Annotated in this window: 17 protein-coding genes; 13 read left to right on the top strand and 4 right to left on the bottom strand. The window is 72.2% G+C overall.

Translation table 11 applies throughout. From position 1 onward, the window contains the following. Positions 1-11 precede the first annotated feature (11 nt). The gene (locus PGH47_RS02945; protein ID WP_271662069.1) at positions 12-179 is read left to right on the top strand and encodes a hypothetical protein; all 168 of its coding nucleotides are present in this window, start codon (positions 12-14) and stop codon (positions 177-179) included. A 60-nt stretch (positions 180-239) separates the two neighbouring features. On the opposite strand, the gene PGH47_RS02940 is transcribed toward PGH47_RS02945, so the two are convergent. Continuing rightward, a complete protein-coding gene (locus PGH47_RS02940; RefSeq protein WP_271662068.1) occupies positions 240-1,280 on the bottom strand; it encodes an acyl-CoA dehydrogenase family protein in 1,041 nt (346 codons plus the stop codon). 99 nt (positions 1,281-1,379) lie between these two features. On the opposite strand from PGH47_RS02940, the gene PGH47_RS02935 reads away from it, so the two are divergent. The 10 genes from PGH47_RS02935 to PGH47_RS02890 all read left to right on the top strand — a co-directional run bounded on the left by PGH47_RS02935 (position 1,380) and on the right by PGH47_RS02890 (position 12,060). Then, positions 1,380-1,748: a YciI family protein gene (locus PGH47_RS02935; RefSeq protein WP_107909841.1), complete on the top strand. Its 369-nt coding sequence runs from the start codon at positions 1,380-1,382 to the stop codon at positions 1,746-1,748. Beyond that, positions 1,748-2,941: an RNA polymerase sigma factor gene (locus PGH47_RS02930; protein ID WP_271662067.1), complete on the top strand. Its 1,194-nt coding sequence runs from the start codon at positions 1,748-1,750 to the stop codon at positions 2,939-2,941. The genes PGH47_RS02935 and PGH47_RS02930 overlap by 1 nt, the downstream gene beginning before the upstream one ends. A gap of 131 nt (positions 2,942-3,072) precedes the next feature. Next, positions 3,073-3,843, top strand: a complete 771-nt coding sequence (locus PGH47_RS02925; RefSeq protein WP_271662066.1) for a GntR family transcriptional regulator — start codon at positions 3,073-3,075, stop codon at positions 3,841-3,843. 87 nt (positions 3,844-3,930) lie between these two features. Next, entirely contained in the window at positions 3,931-4,158 is a 228-nt protein-coding gene (locus PGH47_RS02920) for a 4Fe-4S dicluster domain-containing protein (protein ID WP_031480193.1), read from the top strand. Between the two features lie 13 nt (positions 4,159-4,171). After that, positions 4,172-5,545 carry an ABC transporter substrate-binding protein gene (locus PGH47_RS02915; RefSeq protein ID WP_271662065.1) on the top strand — a complete coding sequence of 458 codons (1,374 nt, stop codon included), beginning with the start codon at positions 4,172-4,174 and terminating at the stop codon, positions 5,543-5,545. Continuing rightward, positions 5,542-6,384, top strand: coding sequence for an ABC transporter permease (locus PGH47_RS02910; protein WP_271662064.1), 843 nt, complete (start codon positions 5,542-5,544; stop codon positions 6,382-6,384). The genes PGH47_RS02915 and PGH47_RS02910 overlap by 4 nt, the downstream gene beginning before the upstream one ends. Beyond that, on the top strand, positions 6,381-7,175 hold the full coding sequence (locus PGH47_RS02905; RefSeq protein ID WP_271662063.1) for an ABC transporter ATP-binding protein: 795 nt from the start codon (positions 6,381-6,383) through the stop codon (positions 7,173-7,175). Before PGH47_RS02910 ends, PGH47_RS02905 begins: the two co-directional genes overlap by 4 nt. Positions 7,176-7,428: 253 nt before the next feature. Beyond that, positions 7,429-10,176 (top strand): fumarate reductase/succinate dehydrogenase flavoprotein subunit, encoded by a 2,748-nt coding sequence (locus PGH47_RS02900; RefSeq protein ID WP_271662062.1) that lies wholly within the window; start codon positions 7,429-7,431, stop codon positions 10,174-10,176. A gap of 230 nt (positions 10,177-10,406) precedes the next feature. After that, on the top strand, positions 10,407-11,117 hold the full coding sequence (locus PGH47_RS02895; protein WP_030961923.1) for a chitinase: 711 nt from the start codon (positions 10,407-10,409) through the stop codon (positions 11,115-11,117). A gap of 37 nt (positions 11,118-11,154) precedes the next feature. After that, entirely contained in the window at positions 11,155-12,060 is a 906-nt protein-coding gene (locus PGH47_RS02890) for an oxidoreductase (protein ID WP_271662061.1), read from the top strand. Positions 12,061-12,079: 19 nt separating this feature from the next. On the opposite strand, the gene sph is transcribed toward PGH47_RS02890, so the two are convergent. Both sph and PGH47_RS02880 read right to left on the bottom strand, forming a co-directional pair. Next, the gene (gene sph / locus PGH47_RS02885; protein ID WP_271662060.1) at positions 12,080-13,066 is read right to left on the bottom strand and encodes a sphingomyelin phosphodiesterase; all 987 of its coding nucleotides are present in this window, start codon (positions 13,064-13,066) and stop codon (positions 12,080-12,082) included. Between the two features lie 121 nt (positions 13,067-13,187). Beyond that, a complete protein-coding gene (locus tag PGH47_RS02880) occupies positions 13,188-13,646 on the bottom strand; it encodes a pyridoxamine 5'-phosphate oxidase family protein (RefSeq protein WP_271662059.1) in 459 nt (152 codons plus the stop codon). Between the two features lie 134 nt (positions 13,647-13,780). On the opposite strand from PGH47_RS02880, the gene PGH47_RS02875 reads away from it, so the two are divergent. Both PGH47_RS02875 and PGH47_RS02870 read left to right on the top strand, forming a co-directional pair. Next, complete coding sequence (locus PGH47_RS02875) at positions 13,781-14,167, top strand: VOC family protein (protein ID WP_093867453.1); 387 nt, start codon at positions 13,781-13,783, stop codon at positions 14,165-14,167. Between the two features lie 56 nt (positions 14,168-14,223). Continuing rightward, positions 14,224-15,294, top strand: a complete 1,071-nt coding sequence (locus tag PGH47_RS02870) for an adenosine deaminase (RefSeq protein WP_271662058.1) — start codon at positions 14,224-14,226, stop codon at positions 15,292-15,294. 30 nt (positions 15,295-15,324) lie between these two features. Here PGH47_RS02870 and PGH47_RS02865 read toward each other — a convergent pair whose 3' ends face one another. Then, positions 15,325-15,834: a mycothiol transferase gene (locus PGH47_RS02865; protein ID WP_271662057.1), complete on the bottom strand. Its 510-nt coding sequence runs from the start codon at positions 15,832-15,834 to the stop codon at positions 15,325-15,327. Positions 15,835-15,850 lie beyond the last annotated feature (16 nt).

Below are 15,850 nucleotides of genomic sequence, written 5' to 3'. Positions count from 1 at the left end.
TGTCTGCCGGTATGGGCGCGAAGGTGTTGGAGCGGTTTCCCGCGGGTGCTCCGCGCGGATCGTGGCCGGCGGAGGAGTACGCGGCCGAACGCCGCGCCCATGGTGAAGCGGCGACCGTCGTGATGGACCTGAAGGCGGACGCCTTCCTCGTCGTCGTCCCCACGCGCGAAGAGGACTGAGCGGGCCTCCGCACGCCGGGCGGGATCAGGGCCCGCCCGGCGCGCGGTCCTTCGGCGGCCTCAGGAGGCGTCCGCCACGAGTGCCTCCAGATGGGCCGCGCGCGACCGTGCGGTCTGCCCCTGCACCAGCAGGAACAGGGCCTCCCGGGCCAGGCGTTGCGCCGTGCCGGTCAGCGACAGCGACCGGCCGCCCCCGGCCACCACCGCAGCGGTGGTGGCCGTACGCATCAGCTCGGCCGCCCGGATGCGCAGCGCCAGGCGCTCCGCCAGATGCTCGCCCGCGGCCGACCGGTCGGCCAAGTCGTAGGCACCACGGCGCACTTCCTCCAGCCGGGTGCGCAGCGGCCCGGCGGTCCCCTCGTCGAGGAGGGCCAGCGCCGCCTCGGTCACCCCGAACACTGCCGGGGACGCCTCGACCGTCTTCGCGCGGTCCGTGCGGGCCCACTCCTCGTACGGCTTCCGCAGCGCCACCGAGTCCTGTGGCAGCCACAGCCCGTCCAGCTCCAGCGACACCGTGCGGGACGCGGTGAGCGCCGCGAGCCGCATCGGCTCCGAGGCCCGGAGCCCCGGCTGCTCCCTGGCCCCGGTGAACGCGAACACCACCTCGCCGCCCTCCGTGACACCCGCGAGCAGCATCACGTCGTTCAGACCCCAGCCGGTGTACCAGGGCACCCTCCCGTCGAACCGCCACCCGTCGCCCTCCCGGGTGACCCGCACCGGCATGCGCGGATAGGACCGCAGATGGGCGTACGCCACCCCCGACAGCAGCTCGCCGCGGGCCAGCGGACCCAGCAGCCGTTCCCGCACCGGCCCCTCGCACCCGGTCAGTGTCGCGACCGGCGTGTGGTGCTGCGTCTGCACGAACCAGGTCGAGCAGCAGGCCCCGGCCAGGATCTCCCCGGTGCGCCGGGCCACCGCCGCGGGGGCCGCCCACCCGCCGTACGACTCTGGCGCGCTCACCCCGAGCAGTCCCGAGTTCCTGATCGCGTCGATGTGACTGGTCGGCACGCCCTCCTGGTCGACGCGTTCGGCCAGTGGGGCGAGCAGGTCGTGGGCGAGACGGTGGGCGCGGCCGACGAGGGGATGGTCTTTCGTGGTCATGGACGAAATTCTTCCGGCGCGGTCGTGCGAGGTGTCGATTCGGAGGTGTGTCGTTCGTGTAGGAGGTGAGAGAACACGACGACGCCCGAGGAGGCCGTCATGAAGTACTACCTGCTCAATGTGATGCAGCCGGTGGGGGAGCGCCCGGCGCCCGAGGTGCTCGCCGGGATCGAGAAGAACCTCGACGCCCTCAACCGCGAGCTGCGTGAGGCGGGCGCCTGGGTGTTCGCCGGCGGACTGCACGGCCCGGAGTCCTCCACCGTGCTGCGGCCCCGCGACGGCGACGTCCTGATCACCGACGGCCCCTACGCCGAGGGCAAGGAGATGCTCGGCGGCATCAGCCTCATCAAGGCGCCCGACCTGGACGCGGCTCTGGAGTGGGGCCGCAGGCTGGCCCTGGCGACGACGCTGCCGATCGAGGTGCGGCCGTTCATGGGCGAGGCCGGGGACCACGAAGCCGGCGCCTGATGACGCACCCCGACGTCGAGGCGGTCTTCCGCGCGGAGTACGGCCGCGCGGTCGCCGTCCTCGTACGCGCACTCGGCGACATCGACCTCGCCGAGGAAGCGGTGCAGGACGCGTTCACCACGGCCCTGCGGCGCTGGCCGGAGACCGGAGTGCCGCCGAGCCCGGCCGGCTGGATCATCACCACCGCCCGCAACCGTGCCGTCGACCGGCTGCGCCGCGAGGCCGGCCGGGGCGAACGCCACGCCCAGGCGGCCCTGTTGCACGCCCCCGACGCACCGCGCGAGGAGGGTCCCGTGCGCGACGAACGGCTCCGGCTCGTCTTCACCTGCTGCCACCCCGCCCTCGCCGTCCAGGCGCGGGTCGCCCTGACCCTGCGCCTGCTCGGCGGGCTCACCACCGCGCAGATCGCGCGGGCCTTCCTGGTGCCCGAGCCGACGATGGCCCAGCGCCTGGTGCGGGCCAAGGCGAAGATCCGCAACGCCGGCATCCCCTACCGCGTGCCGCGCGACGCCGACCTGCCCGACCGGCTCACCGGAGTCCTGGCCGTCATCTACCTGATCTTCAACCAGGGGTACGAGGGTGAGGCGGCCCTGTGCGCGGAGGCCGTACGGCTCGGCCGTCTCCTCGCCGAGCTCATGCCGGACGAGCCCGAGGTCGCCGGACTGCTCGCGCTGATGCTCCTCGTCGAGTCGCGCCGAGGCGCCCGGCAGGACGAGCATCGCGAACTCGTGCCCTTGCCGGAACAGGACCGGGGACTGTGGGACCGGGACCTGATCGCCGAGGGACAGTCGCTCGTCCGCCGCTGTCTGCGCCTCGGCCGTCCGGGGCCGTACCAGATCCAGGCCGCGATCCAGGCCGTGCACAGCGACGCCCCGCGCGGACGGGACACGGACTGGGGACAGATCCGGCAGCTCTACGACCAGCTCATGGCCGTCGCGCCGAGCCCCGTCGTGGCTCTCAACCGGGCGGTCGCCGTCGCCGAGACCGAAGGCCCGGCCCGCGCCCTCGGCCTCGTGGACGCGCTGGACCTCGACGGCTACCACGTCCTGCACGCCGTCCGCGCCGACCTGCTGCGCCGCCTGGGCCGCGCCACCGAAGCAGTGCGCGAGTACGAGAGAGCCGTCGAGCTCTCCGAGAACCCTGCCGAGCGCGCGTACCTCGAACGCCGGCGCCGCGAACTCGTCCGCACCTGATACCGGCAAGGCGGTGGCGAATGTGTCTCCACCGCCGAAGAAGGTGCAGGTCAGCGGCCGGGTGAAGGGTACTCAGGTGGCGCAATGATTCAGCAACACCACTGCGCCGACACCGTCGGTATGGTCACCGCATGCCAGCCGAACGAACCCGCGAGCACACCGCGCCGCTCGCCGCCGCCCGTCGCCGGCGGCTGCGTGCGGACCGTGCGCGCCAGCTCGCGGACCTGCTGCGGCACCTGGTCCTGACCGGAGGATTTCCCAGCGGCGCACTGCCCCACGAGGACGTGCTCGCCGCCGACTACCAGGTCTCGCGCAACACCGTCCGGCACGCACTCGACCTGCTGCGCGCCGAACAGCTCGTCGAACGGCTGCCCGGCGTCGGCACCGTCGTCGTCGCCGAGAAGTACCCGCACGGCCTCGACCGGCTCATGGGACTCGCGGAAACCCTGCGGGAACACGGCCGGGTCACCAACGAGGTACGCACCATGGGACCCGTCGCCGCGCCCGCACCCGTGGCCGAGCGACTGCGGCTGCCCACCGGCACCGACGTGCTCTACATCGAGCGGCTGCGCCGGCTGAACGGGCTGCCGCTCTCCCTCGACCTCACCTATCTGCCCCTGGACATCGGCGGCGAGCTGCTCGGCGCCGACCTGGAGAACACCGACGTCTTCCGGCTGCTGGAGCAGATCACCGGGCAGGCACTCGGGCACGCCGAGATCACCCTGGAGGCCGTCAACGCCGACGCGCACTCCGCCACCGTGCTCCAGGCGCCGCGCGGCACCGCCGTACTCATGCTGGAGCGCCTCACCCACCTGTGCGACGGCAGGCCCGTGGACCTGGAGTTCATCCGGTTCCGCGGCGACCGGATCGCGATGAGCGGGCTGCTGCGCCGCACCGTGTGAACCGGCCGCGGCCCCACCGGGCCCGTCAACCCGCGCGACGAGCGCGGACCTTCCCTCACCCGTAGCAGGACCTCACTGGAGACAGCCATGCCCTTGGTGCCCCAGCGGGCCGACGTGCCCGTGACCGTCGACGAGTCGAAGTGCATCGACGGCTGCACGCTCTGCGTCGACATGTGTCCGTTGGACTCCCTGGCGATCAACCCCGACAGCGGCAAGGCGTACATGCACGTCGACGAGTGCTGGTACTGCGGCCCCTGCGCCGCCCGCTGCCCCACGGGGGCCGTCACGGTCAACATGCCCTACCTGCTTCGGTGAAAGGCGCACCTCGATGAACTCCCCGGCCCGCAAGAAGCGCACGACGACCGCCGCCCTGCTCACGGCCGCCCTCCTCGGCACCCTCGTCACCGGCTGCGGCGGCGACGCGTCCGCCGGCGACGCCACCCACGTCACCGTCACCGTCGGTTACCAGTCCAAGACCATCAACACGGTCACCGCCGGCACCCTGCTGCGCTCCCTCGGCTACTTCGAACGCGAACTCAAAGCCCAGGGCAAGCGCGACGGCATCACCTACAAGGTCGAGTGGCAGGACTACGCCACGGGCGCGCCCATCACCGCGCAGATGACCGCCGGGAAGATCGACATCGGGTCCATGGGCGACTTCCCGCTGCTCATCAACGCAGCCCGCGGCAAGCAGCTGAACCGTCCCACCCGGCTCGTCTCGGTCACCGGCTACAACCTGCGCGGCGCCCTCAACACCGTGGTCACGGCGCCGCAGTCGAAGCTCGGCTCGCTCAAGGACCTCAAGGGCAGGACCGTCTCCACCAGCGTCGGATCGGCGGCCGACGGGACCCTCGTACGGGCCCTCCAGGAAGCCGGGCTGGACCCGAACGAGGACATCCGCAAGCTCAACCAGCAGCCGTCGGTGGGTGCTTCGGCGCTCCAGGCAGGCAGCGCCGACGCGCTCTCGCAGTTCGTGGCCTGGCCCGGACTGCTCGCCTTCCAGGGCAGGGCGAAGGCCCTGTACGACGGTGCCGAGCTGAACCTGCCGACCTTCCACGGCGTGACGGTCCGCCAGGACTTCGCCGAGCAGCGGCCGAAGGTGCTCGACGCCTTCCTCGCGGCCCAGATCGACGCCACGCGATACCTGAACGACCACCCCGTGCAGGCCGCGGAGAAGGTCGCCGAGGCCACCGGCCTGCCGCCCGAGGTCGTCTACCTGTACAACGGCAGCGGCGGCATCGCCACGTTCGACCCGGCCGTCAGGCCCGAGCTCGTCGCCGCGCTGAAGAAGGACGTCCCCGTGCTGCGGTCGGCGAAGCTCGTGGGCGACGTCGACGTGGACTCGTTCGTCGACGACAGCGCGATCAAGCGGGTGTACGGCGGCGGGTACGCCGAGCACCTCGCCACCACGCCGGACCCCTCACACAGCGAGGTCTGGCTCAAGGGCGAGGACCGCACCCGGGCCTTCGACTCGCCCTCCGCGCTGCTGAAGTTCGTCGCGGGCCACGAGGACCAGGTGCGGGCCGCCTACGTCCCGGACACCACGACCGGCACCCGCTGGTACGCCGACAAGGCCGTCTGGGTGCGGTACGGCAAGGAGCTGAGCCCCTTCGTCACCGCGTCCGCGGCCCGCGCCTACGCCCAGGCCCACCCCGGCGCCCGTACCGTCTCCTACTCCGCCGCACTGGAGCAGGCGTCATGAGCGTGCTGACCGCTCCGGCGAGGAAAGCCTCGCCGGAGCCGGCACCCGCCCGGCGCACACACCGTCTCCGGCCCGTCGTACGCGCCCTGTCGCTGCTCGCGGCGCTCGGGCTGTGGCAGCTGCTCACCACGCTCGACGTCCAACTGTGGCTGCGCTTCGACCAGTTCCCGTCCGTCACCGACGTGGCCGGGAAATTCGGGGAGCGGCTCGGCGACGGCGCGTACTGGCAGGACGTGACGGACAGTCTGCGCCGGATCGTCACCGGCTTCCTGCTCGCGGCCGGGCTCGGTGTCGCGGCGGGCGTCGCCGTCGGACGCTCCCGCTGGGCCGCGGACCTGATCGGACCGGTCCTCGAGGTGCTGCGGCCGGTGCCGGCCATCGCGCTGGTCCCCGTGGCGATCCTGCTCTTCCCCAGCAACGAGCAGGGGATCGTCTTCATCACCTTCACCGCCGCGTTCTTCCCGGTGCTGGTCGCCACCCGGCACGCGGTGCGCGCGCTCGCCCCGGTGTGGGAGGAGGCGGTGCTCACCATGGGCGGCGGACGGTGGCGGGTGCTCGCCTCCGTGGTGCTGCCCGGCGCGCTGCCTGGGATCTTCGGCGGTCTGTCGGTCGGGATCGGCGTCTCGTGGATCTGTGTGATCTCCGCGGAGATGATCTCCGGCGAGTACGGCATCGGCTACCGCACCTGGCAGGACTACACCGTCATCGACTACGCGGGCGTCTTCACCGGCATCGTCAGCATCGGCCTGCTGGGCTGGCTGACGTCCACCCTGGTTGAGCTCCTGGGACGCAGGCTGACGCACTGGCTGCCGCGACGTGAGGGGAAGGCCGGGTCATGAGCACGGAAACGGACATCGCGACCACCGCGCCGCCGGTCGACCGGCCCGCCCCCGGGGCACGGCTCGGCCTGACCGGAGCGCGGCTCGGGCGGCCCGGCGCCGCCGTACTGCACGACCTGGACCTCGAAGCGGCCCCGGGCGAGATCCTGACCGTCGTCGGCCCGTCCGGGTGCGGCAAGTCGACCCTGCTGCGGACCCTGGCCGGACTGCTGCCCGCGCTGGCCGGACAAGTCGTCCAGGACGGGCGGCCCGTCACCGGGCCGGGCGCCGACCGGGCGCTGATCTTCCAGGAGGACGCCCTGCTGCCGTGGCGCACGGCCCGCGCCAACGTCGAACTGCCCCTCGCCATCAGGGGACTGGGCCGCGGCGAACGTACCGCCAGGGCGCAGGAGTGGCTCGACCGGGTCGGACTCACCGGCCTGGAACGGCAGTTGCCGCATCGGCTCTCCGGCGGGCAGCGTCAACGGGTCCAGCTCGCCCGGGCGCTCGCCGGGCAGCCGCGCGCCGTGCTCATGGACGAGCCCTTCGGCGCGCTCGACGCCCAGACCCGGGCCGGGATGCAGCAGCTGCTGGTGGAGGCCCTGCACGGCACCGGCGCCACGGTCGTCTTCGTCACGCACGACGTGGACGAGGCGCTGTTCCTCGGCGACCGCGTCGCGCTGCTCGGATCGGGCGGCCTCACCGGGGTCCGTACCGTGCCGCGGCCCCGCGACCGCGACGCCCGCGATGACCCCGCGACCGTGGCGCTGCGCCGCGAGGTTCTGGATTCCCTCGGCGCCAGGACGCTCTGACGATCGCCCAACAGCTCGGGTCCTCGGGTCCGTCGGCGGCTGCGGGTCCGTGAGGCCCCTTCGCGCAGTTCCCCGCGCCCCTGAGTCGGCCTGACGGCCGTCGACTCAGGCGCGGGGGGAACTGCGCGGCCAGCCACACACGGCCCGCCGGCCGACAACCGGACCCCGATCCGTCAGGCAGATCAGGACCCGTCCGCCACGCCCCGGCAGGGCCGCCCTCCCGCCCTCCCGCAAGCTCGAAAGGCCACCCACCATGACCCCGGCCCCCCTGACCCGGATCCCCGCCCTCGACTCGGCCGAGGAGCTGAGCTGTGACGTCCTGGTGATCGGCGGCGGCACCGCCGGCACCATGGCCGCGCTGACCGCCGCCGGGCGCGGCGCCTCCGTGCTGCTGCTGGAGAAGGCCCACGTACGGCACTCCGGAGCGCTGGCCATGGGTATGGACGGCGTCAACAACGCCGTCATCCCCGGCCGTGCCGAACCCGACGACTACGTCGCCGAGATCACCCGCGCCAACGACGGCATCGTCGACCAGTCGACGGTCCGTCAGACCGCCGTCCGCGGCTTCGAGATGGTCCGGCGGCTGGAGTCGTACGGGGTGAAGTTCGAGAAGGACGAGCACGGTGAGTACGCGGTCCGCCAGGTGCACCGCTCGGGGTCGTACGTGCTGCCGATGCCCGAGGGCAAGGACGTGAAGAAGGTCCTCTACCGGCAGCTGCGCAGACGGGAGAACCGTGAGCGGATCCGGATCGAGAACCGGCTGATGCCGGTGCGCGTCCTGACCGCCGGCGGAAAGGCCGTCGGCGCCGCCGCCTTCAACACCCGCACCGGCGCCTTCGTGACCGTGCGCGCCGGCGCCGTGATCCTCGCGACCGGCGCCTGCGGCCGCCTCGGGCTGCCCGCGAGCGGCTATCTGTACGGCACGTACGAGAACCCGACGAACGCGGGCGACGGCTACGCCATGGCCTACCACGCGGGCGCCGAGCTCACCGGCATCGAGTGCTTCCAGATCAACCCGCTCATCAAGGACTACAACGGCCCGGCCTGCGCCTACGTCGCCAACCCGTTCGGCGGCTACCAGGTCAACCGGCACGGGCAGCGGTTCGTCGACTCCGACTACTGGTCGGGGCAGATGATGGCGGAGTTCGCCGCCGAGGTCGCCTCCGACCGCGGCCCGGTCTACCTCAAGCTCAGCCATCTGCCGGAGGAGTCGGTCGCGGCGCTGGAGTCCATCCTCCACTCCACCGAACGCCCCACCCGCGGCACCTTCCACGCCGGACGCGGCCACGACTACCGCACCCACGACGTGGAGATGCACATCTCCGAGATCGGCCTGTGCGGCGGCCACTCCGCCTCCGGAGTCCGGGTCGACGACCACGCCCGTACGACCGTGCCCCGCCTGTACGCGGCCGGCGACCTGGCCTGCGTACCGCACAACTACATGATCGGCGCGTTCGTCTTCGGTGACCTCGCGGGCGAGGACGCCGCTCAGTACAGCGCCTACGAGGGTGAGTTGCCGCGTGAGCAGCTGGCCGAGGCACACGAGCTCATCTACCGGCCGCTGCGCAACCCCGCCGGCCCTCCGCAGCCCCAGGTCGAGTACAAGCTGCGCCGATTCGTCAACGACTACGTCGCCCCGCCCAAGAGCGGTGCCCGGCTCTCCCTGGCGCTGGAGCACTTCGAGCGGATGCGGGACGAGATCGCGGGCATGGGGGCGAGCACGCCCCACGAGCTGATGAGGTGCGCGGAGGTGTCGTTCATCCGCGACTGCGCGGAGATGGCGGCCCGGTCCTCCCTCGCCCGCACCGAGTCCCGCTGGGGCCTCTACCACGAGCGGCTCGACCACCCTCGGCGGGACGACACGGACTGGCTGCACCACCTCGACCTGCGCAAGGGCCCGACCGGCGCCATGGAGTTCACGGCCCGCCCCGTCGAGCCCTACCTCGTCCCCGTGTCCGAGTTCACTCCCACCGGCGGCGCGGCCCGGGACCTGGGTGAGGTGCACGCGCTGCCCACGGCGACGGCGGGAGGCGCGGAGGTGCCCCCTGCGGTGCCCACCGTCGCCGTCTCCGTCCCCGGTACGACCCACGGCACCTCCGCACCCTCCCGGGAACGTCTCCTCGAACTCGTCGCGCTCACCGAGGAGGAACCCGACCTCCAGGCCCTGGAGCCCTATCTGAAGGACCCGGACCCCGCCGTACGACTCGGCGCCGTGGCGGCACTGACCGAGACGGCCCCCGCGGGAGCGGGCCCCGCGCTGGCCCACGCGCTGCTCGACGGCGACGGCGAGGTACGGGCCGCGGCCGCCGCCTCGCTGCGTGAGCTGGCCGAAGTCCTGTCGGCCGAGCCGGAGTTGAGGGCGCCCCTGCTGTCCGCGCTCGCGGCGGCGGACCCGACGGCACGGGCCGCCGCCCTGGACGTGCTGCGGGCTCTGCGCCTCGGGGACGCGGCACTGTTCGCCGGGCACACGGCCGACCCGGACATCGAGGTGCGCCTGGCCGCCGTACGCGCCCTGGTGTCGGTGGACGCGGCCGACGCCCTGACCGAGGCGGCCGGGGACGCCGCGCGTGAGGTACGGGTCGCCGTCGCACGCGGATTCGCCGCGCTGGCCCCGCACTTCACGCGGGCGGACCACGGCACGCCGACCGCCGTGCAACGCCTGATCCGGGACCCGGACGTCCTGGTGCGTGCCGCCGCCCTGGAGACCCTCGGCGTCCTCGGCTGCCCGGAGGAGCTCCTCGCCATCGTGACGGCGGCACTCGAAGACCCGGCCTGGCAGGTCCGCGCGGGTGCCGCGAAGGCTTTCGGCGGGGCGGCGCCGGCGGGTGCGGTGCCCGCGCTCGCCGGGCTGTTGAGCGACACCGACGCCGACGTGCGCAAGGCCGCGGTGCTCGGTCTGCTGCGGCACTCCGCGCACGACGACGCCCGCGCGGCGCTGGCCGGTGCGGTCGACGACCCCGACGCCGATGTGCGCGCGTACGCGGGGCGGGCGATGCGGTGATCCGACCCTGACTCCTCGACTCCCGGCGCGGCAGGGCGGGTTGCTTGGTCTATACCTTTTCTGGTCTACACCCTTGACTGGTACATACCAAAGCGGTTGAGTGTGTCACCACACCCCCCACCACGGCCGCCCCCACGCCGTGACCGACTCCGTCGGTGCGTGCGCACGAGGTGCCGATTTCCCCCGGCCCTCGTCCGGGTGCGGCCGTGCTCCGCAAAGGAGTTGAACCTGTGAAGAGGCGCCGTATCGCCGCACTTGTCTCCTCACTGGCCCTGGGCAGCGCAGCGCTGCTGCTCCAGCCGGCCCCGAGTGCGTCCGCCGCCGGCTTCGTGGTCAGCGAGGCCCAGTTCAACCAGATGTTCCCGAACCGGAATCCCTTCTATACGTACAGCGGCCTGACCGCCGCGCTGAGCGCCTACCCGGGCTTCGCGAACACGGGCAGCGACACCGTGAAGAAGCAGGAGGCCGCGGCCTTCCTCGCCAACGTCAACCACGAGACCGGCGGTCTGGTCCACATCGTCGAGCAGAACACCGCCAACTACCCCCACTACTGCGACCGGAGCCAGCCCTACGGCTGCCCCGCCGGCCAGGACGCGTACTACGGCCGCGGTCCGATCCAGCTCAGCTGGAACTTCAACTACAAGGCCGCGGGCGACGCCCTCGGCATCGACCTGCTCAACAACCCCTGGCGCGTCCAGAACGAGTCGGCCGTCGCCTGGAAGACCGGCCTGTGGTACTGGAACACACAGACCGGCCCCGGCACCATGACCCCCCACAACGCCATGGTGAACCAGGCCGGCTTCGGCCAGACCATCCGCTCCATCAACGGCTCCCTGGAGTGCGACGGCAAGAACCCGGCGCAGGTGCAGAGCCGCGTCGACGCCTACAACCGGTTCACCTCGGTCCTCGGCGTCTCCCCGGGCGGCAACCTCTACTGCTGACGCCCCGAGTGCCCGAGGCGTGTGCGAGACTCCGCCGATGACCTCGGAAACGATCAACGCGGACGCCGCGGGCACCTGGAAACTCGGCGACCTGTCCGTGAGCCGCGTCGGCTTCGGCGCGATGCGGCTCACCGGCAGCGCCGCCTTCCACCACGGGACGCCGAGCGACCGTGAGCGCTCGATCGCCGTACTGCGCAAGGCGATCGACCTCGGCGTCGACCACATCGACACGGCGGCCTTCTACTTCTCCGCCACCCGCTCCGCCAACGAACTGATCAACACCGCACTGGCGCCGTACCCCGACGACCTGGTCATCGCCACCAAGGTCGGGCCCTTCCGCGGCTACGACGGGGAGTGGGGCACCTCGGCCCGCCCCGACCAACTGCGCGGCCACGTCGAGGAGAACCTGCGCCAGCTCGGCCGCGACCACTTGGACGTCGTCTACCTGCGCCGCATGCGGCAGGACTCCATCGCCGAGCACTTCGGCGCGCTGGCCGAACTTCGCGAGGCGGGCCTGATCCGGCACCTCGGCATCTCCGCCGTGCAGCCGCGCCATCTCGCCGAGGCGCAGGCCATCGCGCCCGTGGTGAGCGTGCAGAATCGGTACGCCCTCGACCGGCCCGACCCCGAGGCCGACGAACTGCTGCGCCTGTGCGGCGAGCAGGGCATCGCGTTCGTGCCGTTCTACGCGGTGGCCGGGGGCGCGGGGGAGCAGGGCGCGACCGCCGCCCACGACGACGAGGTGCACACCGTGGCACGGTCGCACGGCGCGAGCCCCGCCCAGGTGCGCCTCGCCTGGACACTGCACCGAGGCCCGCACGTCCTCGCCATCCCGGGCACCGGCAACCCCGGCCACCTGAGCGAGAACGTGGCGGCGGGAGCCCTCCGCCTGACCGCCGAAGAGGCGGCCCGGCTCGACGCGGCGCGAGAACACACCGGTTGAGCCGGACCGCCCCGATCGCTCAGCCCGCGTACCCGGTCACCGGGTAGTGGTCCGACAGGTTCGTGTACGTGTAGTCGGTGCCCCAGCTAGTCACCGTCCAGGGCGCGCTCTGCTCCTTGACGACCTCGTTCTTCCAGACCGTGGGACGGGCATGGCCCGCGCGGTGCAGGACGTGGTCCAGGTCCTCGCGCGGGTCGTCGGGGTAGCGGTCGCGGGCTATGGAGTTCTCCGCCGTGTCGAACGAGTACGGATGCCCGGTGCGCGCGTCGGCGCCCACCAGGCCGGCGTCGGCGAGCATCGAGGCGTACTCCGGCGTGCGCGAGTCGACGTTCAGGTCACCGGCGAGGATCACCTGCTCGTTCGCCGGGATGTTCTTGCCGTCCAGGAACGCGTCGATCGTCCTGAACTGCCGGCTGCGCATGGCCGCCGCCTCGCCCGCGCCGCAGCCCGGGTCCGTCGACTGGGCGTGCGTGCCGACGACGTGCACCTTGGTGCCGTTCACGTTCAGCACGACGTACGCGAAGCCCTTGTTGGACCACCAGTCCGCGCCGCACGCGTCCTTGTAGACCCACTGTTCCTTGCGCAGGATCGGCCACTTGCTGAGGACCGTGACCCCGCCGTCCTCCGGCGTGGTCGCCGAATAGGCGCCGCCGGTGGCGTCCCAGCCGCTCTTGGTGCGCCCGACCACCGGGGTCTGGTACGGGTAGCGGCCGGCGAGCGAGCTCTTCAGCGCGTCCGAGGAGGAGTTGTCGAACGCCTCCTGGAGCACGACGACGTCGTTCCCCTGCACGAACGGCGCCCTGGCGATCTCCGCAGCCCGGTGGTCCTGGCCCCAGTTCGGGTACAGGGTCTTGCTGAACAGGAAGACGTTGTACGTCAGCACCTTGAGCGGCGGCGTCTGCTCGGCGGCGGACGCGGCGGGCGCCGAGCCGACCAGGCCGGCGGTGGCGAGCGAGAGCGCGAGCACGGCCGAGCCCTGTGCACGGCGATGTGCGAAGAGCGTCACTGGATCTCCCTGTGATCGAAGGGGGGTTGAGTGGCGCCGCACATCAAACCATCAGGGATTACCCTCAGGTAACACCCGTGCAGGCATTGAATGTCGCGGGGGAGTACGCGTCGGAACTTGTTCAGACAAGCCAGATTCCGTTTCGCATCAGATGCCGCTGCGGCAGCTCGCGCACCTCGTGCCAGGCCTGCACCGCGTGCGGCCGGACCCGGTAGTAGGCGTACGTGGCGGAGTCGCCGCGCGGGTCCCAGCCGGTCTTCACGCGGAACGCCTCGGCCGCCCCGGCCGGCACCTGCTCGCGGGTGTGGACCTCGACCTCGCCGTCGATGAGGACGACGTCACGCGTGTCACCGAAGGCCAGCCGGGTCCGGCGGCCGGCGGCGAGGTTGCGGCCCGTGGGGTTGCCCGGACGGGTGGCCAGCCAGAGCGCCTCGCCGTCCCAGACGAACCACAGCGCGACCAGACAGGGCACCCCGTCGCCGTCCGCCGACGCCACCCAGATGTCCGTCTCCCGTTCCAGCCGGTCGAGAACGTCCTGCTTGCGGCGCTCGGGGCTGCGGGGTCCATCCATGATCGTCATGCCGGGAACGCTAGCGATCGGCCGCGTGCCGCGCCTCGGGCGAGAGGCTTAGGACCGAGGTCTCGGTGGTGACTGGCGCCGCGAACGTTTTACGTATAACCTCTCCCGTCTATCGAACCTCCCGGAAGGCCCCGATGAGACGCATCGCCCTGGTCACCCTCGTCGTCGACGACTACGACGAGGCGATCCGCTTCTACACCGAAGCCCTCGGCTTCCGGCTCGTGGAGGACACCCCGCGCCCGGACGGCTCCCGCTGGGTCGTCGTCCAGCCCGGCGACCACGGCACCGCGCTGGTGCTGGCCCGGGCCAAGGGGGACGGGCAGCGCTCCCGGATCGGCGACCAGACCGGCGGGCGGGTCGGGTTCTTCCTGCACACCGACGACTTCGCCCGCGACCACGCCCGGATGCTCGCCGCCGGCGTGACCTTCCTGGAGGAGCCGCGCCACGAGCCGTACGGTTCGGTCGCCGTCTTCCAGGACCTGTACGGCAACCGCTGGGACCTGCTCCAGCCCGCCGACTGATCCCTCTTCGCTCCTCCCGCCGCTTCGAACCGCCCCGCTCAAGGAAAGACCGCACCATGACCGCTACGCGCGTAGACGCCGATGTGATCCGCCGCCTCCCCAAGGCCGTCCTGCACGACCACCTCGACGGCGGCCTGCGCCCCGCCACCGTGGTGGAGCTCGCGGCCGAGGTCGGCCACACCCTGCCCACCACCGACCCGGACGAGCTCGCCGCCTGGTACTTCGAGGCCGCGAACTCCGGCGACCTGGTCCGCTACATAGCCACCTTCGAGCACACCCTCGCCGTGATGCAGACCCGCGAGGGCCTGCTGCGCACCGCCGAGGAGTACGTCCTCGACCTGGCCGCGGACGGTGTCGTGTACGGCGAGGTGCGCTACGCGCCCGAGCTGAACACCAACGGCGGGCTGACCGTCCCCGAGGTCGTCGAGACCGTCCAGGAGGGCCTCGCCGCCGGTATGGCGAAGGCCGCCGCCGCGGGCACCCCGGTGCGCGTGGGCACCCTGCTGTGCGGGATGCGGATGTTCGACCGGGTGCGCGAGGCGGCCGACGCGGCCGTGGCCTTCCGGGACGCCGGGGTCGTCGGCTTCGACATCGCCGGTGCCGAGGCCGGGTTCCCCGCCGCCGACCACCGGGACGCCTTCGAGCACCTGCGCCGCGAGAACGTGCCGTTCACCATCCACGCCGGTGAGGCCGACGGCCTGTCGAGCATCCACCAGGCCCTGCAGATCTGCGGCGCCCAGCGCATCGGGCACGGTGTCCGCATCACCGACGACATCGTCGACGGCAAGCTCGGCCGCCTCGCGAGCTGGGTGCGCGACCGCCGTGTCGCCCTGGAGATGTGCCCGACGTCCAACCTCCAGACCGGCGCCGCCACGTCCATCGCCGAGCACCCGATCACCGCGCTGAGGGACCTGGGCTTCCGGGTCACCCTCAACACCGACAACCGTCTGGTGTCGGGGACGACGATGACCCGCGAGATGTCGCTGCTGGTCGAGGAGGCCGGCTGGACGGTCGAGGACCTGCGCACGGTCACGCTGAACGCCCTGAAGAGCGCGTTCATCCCGTTCGACGAGCGCAACGCCCTCATCGAGGACGTCGTCCTGCCGGGGTACGCGGCCGCGCTCTGAACCGGCGGTGCCGGGACGGCTGGTGCCGGGCTACGAGCCCAGCACCAGCCCCCGCACATAGGCGGCCTGTCCGACGTGCTGAAGATCGTCGGACAGGACGCTGACCAGCCGCACTCCCAGGGTGACCGGCGGATCCCAGCGCTCGTCCACGACCCGCTCCAGATCCTTGGCGGCGACGTCCCGCAGCCGGTCGAGCGTCCGGGCGTGCACGGCGTCGTAGTAGCCGGTCAGCAGGTCACCGGAGTCGACCTGCACCTTGGCGACCTTCGCCGGGGTGTGGCCGTAGCCGGTGTCGCGGCGGGGCAGGTCGAGGCCGAAGGTCTTCTGCCAGTCCTGCGCCAGCCACACCTGGTCGAGTTCGAAGGCGCCGGCGATGTGATCGTCCTGGATCCGGGTCAGATGCCAGATCAGCCAGGCGACGGAGTTGGCGCCGGGGGCGGGGCGGGCGCCGAGCTGGTCCGGGGCGAGGCCCCCGACGGCGGCGTGGACCTCTTCCCGGATGCGGTTGTACCCGTCGATGAGGATGTCCTTCGCATGCATGGCTCCACCATCGCGC

Source organism: Streptomyces sp. HUAS 31, assembly GCF_028198125.1.
GTDB classification, from domain to species: Bacteria; Actinomycetota; Actinomycetes; order Streptomycetales; family Streptomycetaceae; genus Streptomyces; species Streptomyces chartreusis.
Note: the sequence above shows the minus strand (reverse complement) of the source record. Positions and strands in the feature narration are given on the sequence as shown.